The sequence below is a fragment of the Paraburkholderia tropica genome, assembly GCF_914484835.1.
Lineage (GTDB): Bacteria > Pseudomonadota > Gammaproteobacteria > Burkholderiales > Burkholderiaceae > Paraburkholderia > Paraburkholderia tropica_A.
The window spans coordinates 181,591-194,383 of the sequence record NZ_CAJZAR010000101.1; the positions used below are offsets into that span (position 1 = coordinate 181,591).

A 12,793-nucleotide genomic window follows, 5' to 3' on the forward strand; every position below is an offset into this window, starting at 1 on the left:
CGGATTGCCTTTTCGGAAACCCAATCGATCAGGTTATCAATTAGACTCGATTCGCACTTGGGAGACAACGATGTTCGAAGGTTTCAGCGATGTGTCGATGCCGGTCGACGGCATCGACATTCATGCGATCCGTGGCGGCAGCGGCCCCGCGCTGCTCTTGCTGCACGGTCATCCGCAAACGCATGCGATCTGGCACAAGGTGGCGCCCGCGCTCGCGGAACGCTTCACGGTCGTCTGCGCCGATCTGCGCGGCTACGGCGACAGCGCCAAACCCATAGGCGACGCCGATCACGCGAACTACGCCAAGCGCGCCATGGCGCTCGATCAGGTTGCGTTGATGCAGCGGCTCGGTTTCGACTCGTTCGCGGTAATCGGACACGATCGCGGCGGACGCGTCGCCGCGCGCATGGCGCTCGATCATCCGCACGCGGTCACGCGGCTCGTCACGCTCGACGTCGCGCCGACGCTCGCGATGTACGAGCAGACCTCGTTCGCATTCGCGCGCGCCTATTGGCACTGGTTCTTTCTCGTGCGCCCCGCGCCGTTCCCCGAAACGCTGATCCGCGCCGATCCCGACCTGTACCTGAAGCAGACCATCGGCGCGCGCAGCGCGGGCCTCGCGCCGTTCACGCCCGAGGCCTACGCCGAATATCTGCGCTGCCTCTCCGACCCGGCCACCGCGCACGGCATCTGCGAGGACTATCGCGCGTCGATCACGATCGACCTCGAACACGACCGCGCCGATCTCGCGGCGGGCAAGCGCATCGCGTGTCCGTTTCTCGCGCTCTGGGGCGCGCAAGGCGTGGTCGGCCAATGCTTCGATCCGCTCGCGGAATGGCGCAAGTGGAGCCCGACCGTCGAAGGCGGCGCGCTGCCTTGCGGCCACTACATTCCCGAGGAAGCGCCCGATCGGCTGCTCGAACGCGTGCTGCCGTTTCTCACCGATACGACCGCGACTCACGTCGCCGCCTGACCATGTCCGCCCAAACGCTCTACCAAAAACTCGTCGGGACGCACACCGTTTCGACGCTCGATGCCGATCACGTGCTGCTCTACGCCGATCTGCACATCATGAACGAATACACCAGCCCGCAAGCGTTCACGGGACTGCGCGAGAAGCAGTTGCGCGTGCGCCGTCCGCGTCAGCAAATGGGCGTGGTCGATCACGTCATTCCCACGCGGCCGGTGGCCGTCGCCGCGCGCACGATCGAGATCGTCGATGCAGCGAAGCAGGCGGCCAATTTCACGCGCAACTGCGCGGAACAAGGCATTCATCTGTTCGATGTCGACGATCCGATGCAGGGCATCGAACACGTGGTCGCGCCCGAGATCGGCCTGATCCGTCCCGGCATGGTCGTGCTCTGCGGCGACAGCCACACGACGACTTATGGCGCGCTCGGCGCGCTGGGTTTCGGCATCGGCACCTCGGAAGTCGAGCACGTGCTGGCCACGCAAACGCTCGTCTATCGCGTGGCGAAAGACATGCGTATCACCGTGGACGGCGTGCTGCCTCTGGGCACGACGGCGAAGGATCTCGTGCTCGGCATCATCGCGACGATCGGCGCGCAAGGCGCGCGCGGCTACGCGGTCGAATATGCGGGCGAGGCCATCGCCGCGCTGAGCGCCGAAGCGCGCATGACCCTGTGCAACATGACGGTCGAAGCCGGCGCGCGCGCCGCGCTGATCGCGCCGGACAACACGACGCTCGACTACGTGCGCCGCGCGATTCGCGAGCACGATGCGCTCGATGCGGCCACGCTCGACGCCGCGTGCGAGGCGTGGGCGCAACTACGCTCGGACCCGCAGGCCGGATTCGATATCGAGCATCGCTTCGACGCGAGCACGGTCGCGCCGTTCGTCACCTGGGGCACGAGTCCCGACCAGGCGATTCCCGTCGATGGCCGCCTGCCGCGACTGGGCGAAAGCGAAGCCGACACGGGCCTCGACGCCTCCACGCTGAAAAAAGCGCTCGACTACATCGCGTTGCCCGCGGGCGCGCCGATCGAAGGCACGCCGATCGATCGCGTGTTCATCGGCTCGTGCACGAACGCGCGTATCGAGGACTTGCGCGAGGTCGCGAGCGTCGTGCGCGGCCGCAAGGTGGCGCCCACGGTGCGCGCGATGGTCGTGCCGGGCTCCGGGATGGTGCGCGATCAGGCCGAGCGCGAAGGCCTCGCGCAGGTGCTGATCGACGCGGGCTTCGAATGGCGTCAGCCCGGCTGCTCGATGTGCCTCGCGATGAACGACGACGTGCTCGCGCCCGGCGAACGCTGCGCCTCGACGACCAACCGCAACTTCGAAGGCCGCCAGGGACGTGGCAGTCAAACCCATCTGATGAGTCCCGCGATGGCCGCCGCCGCCGCGCTCGCGGGACGCATCGTCGACATTCGCAAGGAGTTCGCGCATGGCTAAGGCGCACGACATCACCGGCGTGGCCGCGCCGCTGCCGATCAACAATCTCGACACCGACCAGATCATGCCCAAGCAGTTTCTGCTCGGCATCGACAAAACGGGGCTCGCGCGTGGTCTGCTGTACGACTTGCGTTTCGATTCCGAGGGCCGCGCGCGCGATCGATTCGTGCTGAACCAGGACGCGTATCGCGACGCGAAAATCCTGATCGGCGGCGCGAACTTCGGCTGCGGATCGAGCCGCGAACATGCCGTCTGGGGCTTGCAGCAAGCCGGTTTCGAAGCCGTGATCGCGCCGAGCTATGGCGAGATTTTCTACTTCAACGCGGCCAACAATCGTCTGCTGCTCGTGGTGCTGCCGCCCGATCAGATCGAAGCGCTCGTGCGCGAGATCGAGCACGGCGAGAACAAGCCATTGACGATCGACGTCGACGGGCAAGTGGTGCATTCGCCATCGGGCCAGCGCTACGCATTCGACCTGCCCGCGCGCCAGAAACAGATGCTTGTGGAAGGACTCGACATGATCGGCATGACCTTGCGCGACGCCGATGCCATCGACGCCTTCGAGCAACGCCATTGGGCCGCGAATCCGTGGAGCCGCATCGATCTGCCCGCGCAGCGGGCACGCATGGCGCAACGCGAAGCGCAGGAACGCTAGCCGCGCGTCCGCGCTTTCTCCGAGGGTTTGCTGACGAGCGCATCGTGCGTCTCCGCCAGCACTTCCACGAACGCCGACGCGAGCCGCTCACGCGGCCGGTTCGGCGGAAACAGTAGATACATCGGGAACATGATGGCGGGCGCGAACGGCCGGATCGCGATATCCGGTCCGGCGAAATCGCGCGCGACGATCGGATGCGCGAGCGTCACGCCCATGCCGCTGCGGACCATCTCGCAACAAATCGCCGTGTACTGCGCCTCGATCGCGAGCACGCGCTCGACGCCCGCGCGCAGGAACACTTCGTCCATCTGCGCGCGCGTGCCGTCGCCGTGACATAGCGAAATGAACGATTCGCCTTCGAGATCCTCGGGGCGGATCGACTTCTTCTTCGCGAGCCGGTGATGCGCGGGCATCACGCACACAGCCGCCACCTTCGAGAGCAATTCGACCTCGCAATTCGACGCCTCGCTCACATAGACCGCCACGCCCAGATCGCAAAACTGCGAAGCGGTCCAGTGATTGACCGTGCCCGACGTATTCACGTGCAGCGAAACCGTCACGCCCGGATAGCGGTCCTGAAAGCGCTTGAGCGCGTGCGGCACGAGCGTGAGACCCGCCGACGGCATCGCCGCGATACGCAGACGCCCGCTGCCCAGATTGCGGATCTGCGCCGCCGCGTTCGCGAGCCCTTGCAGACCCACATACGCGCGCTCGACTTCGCGAAAGAACGCCTCGCCCTCGCTCGTCGGAATGAGCCGCACGCCCACGCGCTGAAACAGCTTGAGACCGGTATCGCGTTCGAGCTGCGAGATGAGGCGGCTCACGTTGGGCTGCGAGGTGAACAGCGCCTTCGCGGCGGCCGTCATCGAGCCCGAGACCATCACCGCGCGGAACGCCTCGACGTGTTTCAGATTCATTGCCAACCCTCCTGGGCTTAACCCTGATCCATATCATCTGTGCATAGATGGCTATTTTATTCGTATTGGACGATATGAATAACGCGGGCGAGACTGCAATCCATCGGCGCACCAGTCCTACGCCGCCGGCCCCCACAATCGAATGGAGTTCGTCGTCATGGATCACGCCTTGCGCCGCCGCTCGCTTCGTTTCACCCTGCCCCGCGCCGCCGCGCTTCTTGCCTTCAGCGCCACCTTCGGCGCCGCACTCGGTTCCGCCCAGCTCGCCCACGCCGAAACCACGCTCTACGTCGCGAACGTGGGCGGCTCGAACGAGCAGCTTTATCGTCAGAAGGTGATTCCGCCGTTCGAGAAGGCGCACGACGTAAAAATCGTCTACGTCGCGGGCAATTCCAGCGACACGCTCGCCAAATTGCAGGCGCAGAAAGGCCATCAGCAGATCAACGTCGCCGTGATGGACGACGGCCCCATGTACCAGGCGATGCAGCTCGGCCTGTGCGCCAAGGTCGACGACGCGCCCGTCATGAAGGACCTCTACCCGCTCGCGCGGCTCGGCCCGAACGCCGTGGGCGTCGGCATGGTGGCGACCGGCATCGGCTATAACGCGGACGCGTTCAAGAAACTCGGCCTGCCCGCGCCCGATTCGTGGAAGTCGCTCGAAGACCCGCGCCTGAAGGGCAAGCTCGGTGTGCCGCCGATCACCAACACCTACGGCCTGCACACGCTCGTGATGCTCGCGCGCCTGAACGGCGGCGGCGAGAAGAACATCGACCCCGGCTTCACGGCGATGACGAAGCAGGTCGCGCCGAACGTGCTGTCGTGGGCGCCCACGCCCGGCGAGATGGACGGACTCATGCAGGGCGGCGACGTGATCGCCGCGCCCTATGGCAGCGGCCGCGCCGTGGCGCTGCAAAACACCGGCTTCCCGCTCAAGTTCATCTACCCGAAGGAAGGCGGCGTGGCGCTCCAGGTGGCCGCGTGCGCGCTCGCCGAAAATGCCCAGCCGCAACTCTCGCAGCAGTTCATCCAGTATCTGCTGAGCCCCGAGGTGCAGGCGATGCAGGCGCAGGCCATCGGGCTCGGCCCCGTCAACAAGACCGTCAAGCTCACGCCGGACGTCGCCGCGCGCGTGCCCTACGGCCCCGACCAGATCGGAAAGCTCACGGCGATGGACTGGACCACCATCAACCAGCATCGCACCGAGTGGACCGAACGCTGGAACCGCTCGGTCGAGCGCTGAGCCCGCAACGATTCGTCTGGCCACGGCTTTTCAAGGACTGCGCGCATGAGCTTTCTCACCCTGCAAGGCATCTCGAAGCGCTACGGCGACTTCACGGCGATCGAGCAACTCGACCTCTCGGTGGAACGCGGCGAGTTTCTTTCGCTGCTCGGTCCCTCGGGCTGCGGCAAGACCACCACGTTGCAGATGATCGCGGGCTTCGTCGCGCCGAGCACCGGACGCGTGACGCTCGACGGCCGCGACATCACGCAACTGCGGCCCGAAAAACGCGGCATCGGCGTGGTGTTCCAGAGCTACGCGCTGTTTCCTCATATGACGGTGGCGGCCAACGTGGGCTTCGGCCTCGAAATGCGCAAGATGCCGCGTGCGCAGCGTGCCGAACGCATCAGCGAAGCGCTCGCGCTCGTGCGTCTCTCGGGCCTTGACGCGCGCTATCCGAAGGAACTCTCCGGCGGCCAGCGTCAGCGCGTGGCCATCGCGCGCGCCATCGCCATGCAGCCCGAACTGCTGCTGCTCGACGAACCGATGTCGAATCTCGACGCCAAGCTGCGCGAAGAGATGCACATCGAACTGCGCGCGATCCAGAAGCGGCTCGGCATCACGACGATCCTCGTCACGCACGATCAGGTCGAAGCGATGACGATGAGCGACCGCATCGCCGTCATGCATCGCGGCACCATCGCGCAACTGAGCACGCCGTTCGACGCCTACGAGCGTCCCGCGACGCCGTTCGCGTCCACCTTCCTCGGCCGCACCAACTCGCTCGCGGGCGAGGTGCTGCGCCGCAATCCGCGTTGCGCCGAAGTGGCCGTGGCGACCACGACGCTGCACGTGCCGCACGAAGGCCGCGAGGTCGCCGGTTCGGTGCATGTTTATATCCGCCCGGAGAAGATGCGCCTGGCGAATGGTGACGCGCGCGTGCACGGCCGCATCGCCACGCGCGTGTTCGTCGGCAACCAGTGGCTGCTCGTGGTCGATACGGAACTGGGCAGGCTGCACGTGGCGCAGTCGAATATCGGCGCGCCACCGCCGGAAGAAGGCCACGAAGTCGGCCTTGCCTGGACCGACGACGATCTGCGCGTGCTCACGCGGGAGGGCGCTCATGGCCACGCTTGACGATCCGCGCGGCGGCGCCGCGCCCTGGCTGCTCTCCGCGCCCGCGCTCGTGCTGTTCCTCACGCTGCTGCTCGCACCGCTGCTGCTCACGCTGGTGCTGTCGTTTCACACCTTCAACGATCTCGCGGGCGTGCAGCGCGGCTGGACGATTTCCAACTATCTCGAAGTCGTCAGCGATCCTTACTATGGCGTGATCTTCCTGCGCACGGCCGGGCTCGCTTTCGCGGTCACGCTGCTTTCCATCGTGCTCGGCGTGCCGGAAACCATCGTGCTCGCGCGCATGCGCAAACCGTGGCAATCGATCTGCCTGCTGATCGTGCTCGGCCCGCTGCTGATCTCCGTGGTCGTGCGCACGCTGGGCTGGCAGATTCTGCTCGGCAACAACGGCGTGCTCAACAACGCGCTGCAAGCGCTGCACATCACCGACGAACCCGTGCGCCTCGTCTTCACGATGACCGGCACGATCATCGCGCTCACGCACGTGCTGGTGCCGTTCATGGTGATGTCGGTCTGGGCCACGCTGCAAAAGCTCGATCCGCAAGTCGAATGGGCGGGCCTCTCGCTCGGCGCTTCGCGCTGGCGTGTGTTCCGCCGCGTGGTGCTGCCGCAGATCCTGCCGGGCGTGCTCTCGGGTTCGATCATCGTGTTCGCGCTCTCGGCCTCGGCGTTCGCCACGCCCGCGCTGATCGGCGGCCGCCGTCTCAAGGTGGTCGCCACCGCCGCCTACGACGAATTCCTCGGCACGCTGAACTGGCCGCTGGGCGCGAGCATCGCGGTGCTGCTGCTGATCGCCAACGTGGCGATCGTGATGGGTTGCAGCCGTCTCGCCGAACGCCGCTTCAAGCACATTTTCGATTGAAGGAGACGCCATGCAACGCAACGGTTTTCTCGGCCTTGCCTTCAACGCGCTGTTTCTCACCTTCATCGTCGCGCCGCTCGCGGTCGTGATGCTGGTCGCGTTCACGGACAAGGGCTATATCTCGATGCCGTTCGACGGCGCGTCGCTGCGCTGGTTTCGCGCGATTCTCGACAACGCCGACATCGTCTCGGCATTCTGGCTCTCGACGCGCCTCGCGTTCGCGGCGGCCACCATCGGCGTCGTGCTCGCGGTGCCCGCCGCGCTCGCCATCGCGCGCTACCGCTTTCCGGGACGCGGCGCGCTCACGAGCTTCTTTCTCTCGCCGATGATGATCCCCGCCGTCGTGCTCGGCATCGCGTTCCTGCGCTTTCTCTCGCTGCTGCATCTGAGCGGCTCGTTCTGGGCGCTGGTCGCGGCGCACGTAGTGATCGTGCTGCCCTACGCGCTGCGCCTCGCGCTCTCCTCCGCCATCGGTCTCGATCGCGACGCCGAACGCGCGGCGCTCTCGTGCGGCGCGAGCCGCCTCACCGCGTTCCGGCGCGTGGTGCTGCCGATGATCCGCACCGGCGTGGCGGGCGGCTGGGTGCTCTCGTTCATCCAAAGTTTCGACGAGCTGACCATGACCATTTTCGTCGCGACGCCCGGCACGACCACGCTGCCTGTCGCCATGTACAACCAGATCGCGCAGACGATCGATCCGCTCGTCACCTCGGTGTCGGCGGTGCTGATCGTCGGCACGGTCGCGCTGATGCTGGTGCTCGACCGCATGGTCGGGCTGGACCGCATCCTGATCGGAGAAGCCCGATGACTCACACCCCCAGCCCCGACGTGCTCGTGATCGGCGGCGGCCTCGTGGGCTCCGCCGTCGCCTGGGGACTCGCGCGCGAGGGCGCACGCGTGACCGTGCTCGACGAGGACGACGGCGGTTTTCGCGCCTCGCGCGGCAATTTCGGCCTCGTCTGGATTCAGGGCAAGGGTTACGGCCGCACGCCCTACGCGCGCTGGTCGCGCAGTTCGGCGGTGCGCTGGCCGCAACTCGCCGCCAGCCTGCTCGAAGAAAGCGGCGTCGATGTCGCGCTGCGTCAGCCCGGTGGTTTTCACATCTGCTTTTCGGATTCCGAACTAATCGAACGCCAGACGCGGCTCGCCGCGCTGCAAGCTGAGATCGGCGACTATCCGTTCGAATTGCTCGATCATCGCGAACTGCGCGAGCGGCTGCCCGGCATCGGTCCCGCTGTCGTGGGCGCGAGCTATTCGCCGATGGACGGCCACGTCAATCCGCTCAAGCTGCTGCGCGCGCTGCATACGTCGATGCAGCGGCGCGGCGTGCGGCTCGTGTCCGGCGCGCGCGCGCAGCGCATCGTGCCGGAGCGCGGCGGCTTCGCGGTCGAGAGCGCGGCGGGCACGTTTCACGCGGGCCGCATCGTGCTCGCGGCGGGCCTCGGCAACCGCGTGCTCGCGCCGCAAGCGGGCTTGTACGCGCCGGTCGCGCCCAATCGCGGCCAGGTGCTGGTGAGCGAGCGCGTCGCGCCGTTTCTGCGCTATCCGACCATCAACGTGCGCCAGACCGACGAAGGCACCGTGCAATTCGGCGACTCGATGGAGGAAGCGGGCTTCGACGATCTCACGACCACGCCCGTGCTCGCCGACATCGCGCGGCGCGGCGTGCGCGCGTTCCCGATGCTGCAACACGTGCGGCTCGTGCGCATGTGGGCGGCGCTGCGCGTTTATAGCCCCGATGGCTTTCCGATCTACGACGAATCGCCCGTGCATCCTGGCGCGTTCGTCGTGACCTGCCACAGCGGCGTGACGCTCGCCGCCGCGCACGCGCTGCGCATCGCGCCGTGGATCACGGGCGCGCCGATGCCCGAGGAAGTGCCCGCGCTCTCGGCGCAGCGCTTTCCCGATGCGCCGCCCGAGTGGGCCGCGGCCTTCGATGCGGCCGCTCGGGCCGCGCAGCCCGCCGCCGCGCTCTGACGCTTGCCAACGCTCTCTGAAATCGCTCACCGGATCCGCCATGACCGTCCAACCGACCTCGTCCCTCTTCAAACCGCTCGCGGGCACCGAAGCGCCCGTCGACATCTGGTTCAACGACGCGCCGCTGCGCGTGCCGGGCGGCCGCTCCGTGGCCGCCGCGCTGCTGGCCGCGGGCGTGTCGCGCTTTCGTTCGACGCCGGTCTCCGGCGCGCCGCGCGCGCCCTACTGCATGATGGGCGCGTGCTTCGAATGCCTCGTGGAAATCGACGGCGTGCCCGCGCGCCAGAGCTGCATGGTCGAGGTGCGCGACGGCATGCGCATCCGTTCGCAGGAAGGCGCGCGCGATCTGCCGCCGGAAATCATGCAGGACGCCCCCGCACTGGAGAACGCTCATGGCCGTTGACCACGCCGCATCGAACGATCACATCGAACCCGTCGACCTCGTCGTGGTCGGCGCCGGACCGGCAGGCATGAGCGCCGCCACGCGCGCGGCGCGCGCGGGCCTCTCGGTCGTGATGATCGACGAACAGAACGCCGTGGGCGGCCAGATCTACCGCGCCATCGAACGCGCCGACGCCCGCCGCAAGGAGATCCTCGGCCCGGACTACGCGGCGGGCGCGGCGCTCGCCGAAGACTTCGTCCGCTCGGGCGCGCGCCATCTGCCCGGCGCGACGGTCTGGCAGGTCACGCGCGAGCGCTCGGTCCACTACCTCAAGGACGGCAAGGTCGGCAGCTTCGCGGCGCAGCGCGTGATCCTCGCGAGCGGCGCGCTCGAACGGCCCTTTCCGATTCCAGGCTGGACGCTGCCCGGCGTGCTCACGGCGGGCGCGGCGCAAATCCTCCTGAAAAGCGCGGGCGAAGTGCCCGCCGCGCCGCCCGTGCTCGCGGGCTGCGGCCCGCTGCTCTATCTGCTCGGCTGGCAGTATGTGCGCGCGGGCGTGCCGATCCGCGCGCTCGTCGACACCACGCGTCACGAAGACCGCTGGCGCGCGAAGTCGCATCTCGTGTCGGCGCTGCGCGCGTGGCCGTTCCTGAGCAAAGGCCTGCAATTGCTGCGCACGCTGCGCGACGCGCGCGTGCCGATCTACGAAGGCGCCGACGATCTCGCGATCGAAGGCACGCAGGGCGCGGACGGCACGCAGCGCGCCGCCGCGCTCACCTTCACCTCGCAAGGCCGCGCGCAACGCATCGAAGCCGAGGTGATCCTGCTGCATCAAGGCGTCGTGCCGAACACGCAGTTCACCCAGGCGCTGCGCGCGGCGCATCGCTGGGACGCCGCGCAACTCTGCTTCACGCCGCAAACCGACGCCTGGGGCGAACTCGACGTGCCCGGCATCTTCGTGGCCGGCGACGGCGCGGGCATCGGCGGCGCGCAGGCCGCGGCGCAACAGGGCACGCTCGCCGCGCTCGCGGTGGCTTCGCAACTGGGCAGGCTCGACACGGCCACGCGCGAGCGCGAAGCACAAACGCATCGCGCGGCGCTCGCGCGCGTGATGCGCATCCGGCCGTTTCTCGACAGCCTCTATCGTCCGCGCGACGCCAACCGCATTCCCGCCGACAGCACCATCGTCTGCCGCTGCGAGGAAGTCACCGCGGGCGAGTTGCGCGGCTTCGTCGCGCTCGGCTGCGTCGGCCCGAATCAGGCGAAATCGTTTGGACGCTGCGGCATGGGACCGTGCCAGGGGCGTCTGTGCGGACTGACCGTGACCGAAGTGATCGCCGACGCCCGCCAGGTCCAGCCGGACGAAGTCGGCTACTACCGCATTCGTCCGCCGATCAAACCGATCACGCTGGGAGAACTCGCCGGTGAATGAACAACCCGCCAGCGCGCAGCAGGAAGCCGATGTGCTCGTGATCGGCGGCGGCCTGCACGGCACCAGCAGCGCGTTCCATCTCGCGCGGCGCGGCGCGAGCGTGATCGTGCTCGAAGCCGATTACGTCGCGCGCCATTCTTCGGGCGTGAACGCGGGCGGCGTGCGCACGCTCGGCCGGCCGCTGCCCGAAATTCCGCTCGCGCTGCGTTCGCGCGAACTCTGGCACACGCTGCCCGACCTGATCGGCGACGACGGCGGCTTCGTGCCGTCGGGCCAACTGAAGATCGCCGAAACGGACGCGGAACTCGACGAATGCCGCGAGCGCGTCGCGCTGCTGAACGCGCACGGCTTCACGCACGAAACGCTGATCGACCGCGAACGCGTGCTCGAACTCGAACCCGCGCTCGCGCGTCACGTGACGGGCGGCATCTGGGTCGAGCGCGACGGCTACGCGCTGCCCTATCGCACCACCACGGCGTTCCGGCTCGCGGCGCAACGGCTGGGCGCGCGTTTCATCGAAGGCACGCCGGTCACGCGCATCGAGCCGCGCGGCGAACGCTGGCTCGCGCACACGCCGCGCGGCACCTTCGCGGCGCGCAAGCTGCTCGTGGCGGCGGGCGCGTGGTCGGGCGAACTTGCTCGCCAGGCGGGCGAGCCCGTGCCCGTGCATCCCGAAGGGCTGATGCTGATGGTCACGCAGCGCGTCGCGCCGTTCTGCCGCGCGACGCTCGGCGCGACCGGGCGGCCGCTTTCGTTCAAACAGTTCGACAACGGCACGGTCGTGATCGGCGGCAAGCTGATCGGTCACGCCGATTTGCCGGGTCGTCACGGCGAAGTCGATTTCATGCGCCTCGTGAAAAGCGCGCGCACGGTCGTCGATCTGTTTCCGCATCTGCGCGATCTGGGCATCAACCGCGCATGGGCAGGCGTCGAAGCCTTCACGGAAGACGCGCTACCCGTAATTTCCGCGAGCCGCACCGCCAGCGGCCTTTACTACTCGTTCGGCTATTGTGGCAGCGGATTTCAGCTCGGCCCGGCCTGCGGCGAGGCCGTGAGCGAGTTGATGCTCGACGGCGCGCCATCGGTGTCGCTCGACGCGTTCGCCATCGACCGGTTCGGGCGCGTCGACCCGGCGGCGCGCGAGGCCACATCCGCGACTGCTGTCCACGCCGCAACGCACTAGCCGGCGCTTTCCCAACATTCAACCGCGCTCACGCAGCGCACAGGAGTCATTGCACCCATGTCCGATACCGAAATCGTCCGCATCGAAACCAGTCAGCGCATGAGCCGCGTCGTGAAGGCGGCGGGTCTCGTGTTCGTCGGCGGCCAGACGTCCGCCGATCCCACCGTCGACGTCAAGATTCAGACCGCGAGCGTGCTCGCGAAGATCGACGGCTTTCTCGCCCAGGCGGGCATCGACAAGTCGCGGCTCGTGTCCGCGCAAGTCTGGCTCGCCGATATCGGCCGCGATTTCGCAGGCATGAACGAAGTCTGGGACGCGTGGGTGACGCCGGGCCAGGCGCCCACGCGCGCGACCGTCGAGGCGAAGCTCGCCGCGCCGCATCTGCTCGTCGAAATCGCGGTGATCGCGGCGCAGTAACGCGCTTCGTTGCTTTCTCATCGATCGGCTTCGCCACGGGGCCGATCCGCTTCTACGCTTCAGATCCGGCGCGCGCAAACGCTTGCCTCCGCCGAAAAACGCAGCCGCCTCTCTCCCGCGAGTGTGCAACGCACTCACGCGGCGGCTGTCACGAATCCTTCCCGCACCCTCATCGCACCTTCCCGCTCGCACCCGAAACTTTC

At 67.6% G+C, this 12,793-nt stretch carries 13 protein-coding genes; 12 read left to right on the forward strand and 1 reads right to left on the reverse strand.

What is annotated here, in order from left to right:
• Positions 1-70 precede the first annotated feature (70 nt).
• The 3 genes from LDO54_RS36345 to leuD are packed head-to-tail and all read left to right on the forward strand — an operon-like array spanning position 71 to position 3,067.
• On the forward strand, positions 71-973 hold the full coding sequence (locus LDO54_RS36345) for an alpha/beta fold hydrolase (RefSeq protein WP_224017547.1): 903 nt from the start codon (positions 71-73) through the stop codon (positions 971-973).
• Positions 974-975: 2 nt separating this feature from the next.
• Positions 976-2,412 carry a 3-isopropylmalate dehydratase large subunit gene (leuC, locus tag LDO54_RS36350; RefSeq protein ID WP_224017549.1) on the forward strand — a complete coding sequence of 479 codons (1,437 nt, stop codon included), beginning with the start codon at positions 976-978 and terminating at the stop codon, positions 2,410-2,412.
• Complete coding sequence (gene leuD, locus LDO54_RS36355) at positions 2,405-3,067, forward strand: 3-isopropylmalate dehydratase small subunit (protein ID WP_224017551.1); 663 nt, start codon at positions 2,405-2,407, stop codon at positions 3,065-3,067. The genes leuC and leuD overlap by 8 nt, the downstream gene beginning before the upstream one ends.
• Here the strand turns inward: leuD and LDO54_RS36360 are convergent.
• Positions 3,064-3,984 (reverse strand): LysR substrate-binding domain-containing protein, encoded by a 921-nt coding sequence (locus tag LDO54_RS36360; protein WP_224017560.1) that lies wholly within the window; start codon positions 3,982-3,984, stop codon positions 3,064-3,066. The two genes, leuD and LDO54_RS36360, sit on opposite strands and share 4 nt — an antisense overlap.
• Before the next feature lie 157 nt (positions 3,985-4,141).
• On the opposite strand from LDO54_RS36360, the gene LDO54_RS36365 reads away from it, so the two are divergent.
• The 9 genes from LDO54_RS36365 to LDO54_RS36405 are packed head-to-tail and all read left to right on the forward strand — an operon-like array spanning position 4,142 to position 12,590.
• A complete protein-coding gene (locus LDO54_RS36365; RefSeq protein ID WP_224017562.1) occupies positions 4,142-5,224 on the forward strand; it encodes an ABC transporter substrate-binding protein in 1,083 nt (360 codons plus the stop codon).
• Positions 5,225-5,269: 45 nt separating this feature from the next.
• Complete coding sequence (locus LDO54_RS36370) at positions 5,270-6,340, forward strand: ABC transporter ATP-binding protein (protein ID WP_224017564.1); 1,071 nt, start codon at positions 5,270-5,272, stop codon at positions 6,338-6,340.
• Positions 6,327-7,199, forward strand: coding sequence for an ABC transporter permease (locus LDO54_RS36375; RefSeq protein ID WP_065062471.1), 873 nt, complete (start codon positions 6,327-6,329; stop codon positions 7,197-7,199). Before LDO54_RS36370 ends, LDO54_RS36375 begins: the two co-directional genes overlap by 14 nt.
• A 10-nt stretch (positions 7,200-7,209) precedes the next feature.
• Positions 7,210-8,007 (forward strand): ABC transporter permease, encoded by a 798-nt coding sequence (locus LDO54_RS36380; protein WP_224017566.1) that lies wholly within the window; start codon positions 7,210-7,212, stop codon positions 8,005-8,007.
• Positions 8,004-9,176, forward strand: a complete 1,173-nt coding sequence (locus LDO54_RS36385; RefSeq protein WP_224017568.1) for an NAD(P)/FAD-dependent oxidoreductase — start codon at positions 8,004-8,006, stop codon at positions 9,174-9,176. The genes LDO54_RS36380 and LDO54_RS36385 overlap by 4 nt, the downstream gene beginning before the upstream one ends.
• A 40-nt stretch (positions 9,177-9,216) precedes the next feature.
• On the forward strand, positions 9,217-9,579 hold the full coding sequence (locus tag LDO54_RS36390; RefSeq protein ID WP_224017570.1) for a (2Fe-2S)-binding protein: 363 nt from the start codon (positions 9,217-9,219) through the stop codon (positions 9,577-9,579).
• Positions 9,569-10,990: an FAD-dependent oxidoreductase gene (locus LDO54_RS36395; RefSeq protein ID WP_224017572.1), complete on the forward strand. Its 1,422-nt coding sequence runs from the start codon at positions 9,569-9,571 to the stop codon at positions 10,988-10,990. Before LDO54_RS36390 ends, LDO54_RS36395 begins: the two co-directional genes overlap by 11 nt.
• Positions 10,983-12,173: an NAD(P)/FAD-dependent oxidoreductase gene (locus LDO54_RS36400; RefSeq protein WP_224017574.1), complete on the forward strand. Its 1,191-nt coding sequence runs from the start codon at positions 10,983-10,985 to the stop codon at positions 12,171-12,173. Before LDO54_RS36395 ends, LDO54_RS36400 begins: the two co-directional genes overlap by 8 nt.
• A gap of 57 nt (positions 12,174-12,230) precedes the next feature.
• On the forward strand, positions 12,231-12,590 hold the full coding sequence (locus tag LDO54_RS36405) for a RidA family protein (RefSeq protein WP_224017576.1): 360 nt from the start codon (positions 12,231-12,233) through the stop codon (positions 12,588-12,590).
• The last annotated feature ends 203 nt before the right edge of the window (positions 12,591-12,793 follow it).

Excerpts from the sequence above, each read along its gene's own strand:
- LDO54_RS36380 (WP_224017566.1), top strand. The coding sequence starts at position 7,210 with ATGCAACGCAACGGTTTTCTCGGCCTTGCCTTCAACGCGCTGTTTCTC.
- LDO54_RS36375 (WP_065062471.1), top strand. The coding sequence starts at position 6,327 with ATGGCCACGCTTGACGATCCGCGCGGCGGCGCCGCGCCCTGGCTGCTC.
- LDO54_RS36395 (WP_224017572.1), top strand. The coding sequence starts at position 9,569 with ATGGCCGTTGACCACGCCGCATCGAACGATCACATCGAACCCGTCGAC.
- LDO54_RS36405 (WP_224017576.1), top strand. The coding sequence starts at position 12,231 with ATGTCCGATACCGAAATCGTCCGCATCGAAACCAGTCAGCGCATGAGC.
- LDO54_RS36390 (WP_224017570.1), top strand. The coding sequence starts at position 9,217 with ATGACCGTCCAACCGACCTCGTCCCTCTTCAAACCGCTCGCGGGCACC.
- LDO54_RS36360 (WP_224017560.1), bottom strand. The coding sequence starts at position 3,984 with ATGAATCTGAAACACGTCGAGGCGTTCCGCGCGGTGATGGTCTCGGGC.
- LDO54_RS36345 (WP_224017547.1), top strand. The coding sequence starts at position 71 with ATGTTCGAAGGTTTCAGCGATGTGTCGATGCCGGTCGACGGCATCGAC.
- leuD (WP_224017551.1), top strand. The coding sequence starts at position 2,405 with ATGGCTAAGGCGCACGACATCACCGGCGTGGCCGCGCCGCTGCCGATC.
- LDO54_RS36385 (WP_224017568.1), top strand. The coding sequence starts at position 8,004 with ATGACTCACACCCCCAGCCCCGACGTGCTCGTGATCGGCGGCGGCCTC.
- leuC (WP_224017549.1), top strand. The coding sequence starts at position 976 with ATGTCCGCCCAAACGCTCTACCAAAAACTCGTCGGGACGCACACCGTT.
- LDO54_RS36365 (WP_224017562.1), top strand. The coding sequence starts at position 4,142 with ATGGATCACGCCTTGCGCCGCCGCTCGCTTCGTTTCACCCTGCCCCGC.
- LDO54_RS36370 (WP_224017564.1), top strand. The coding sequence starts at position 5,270 with ATGAGCTTTCTCACCCTGCAAGGCATCTCGAAGCGCTACGGCGACTTC.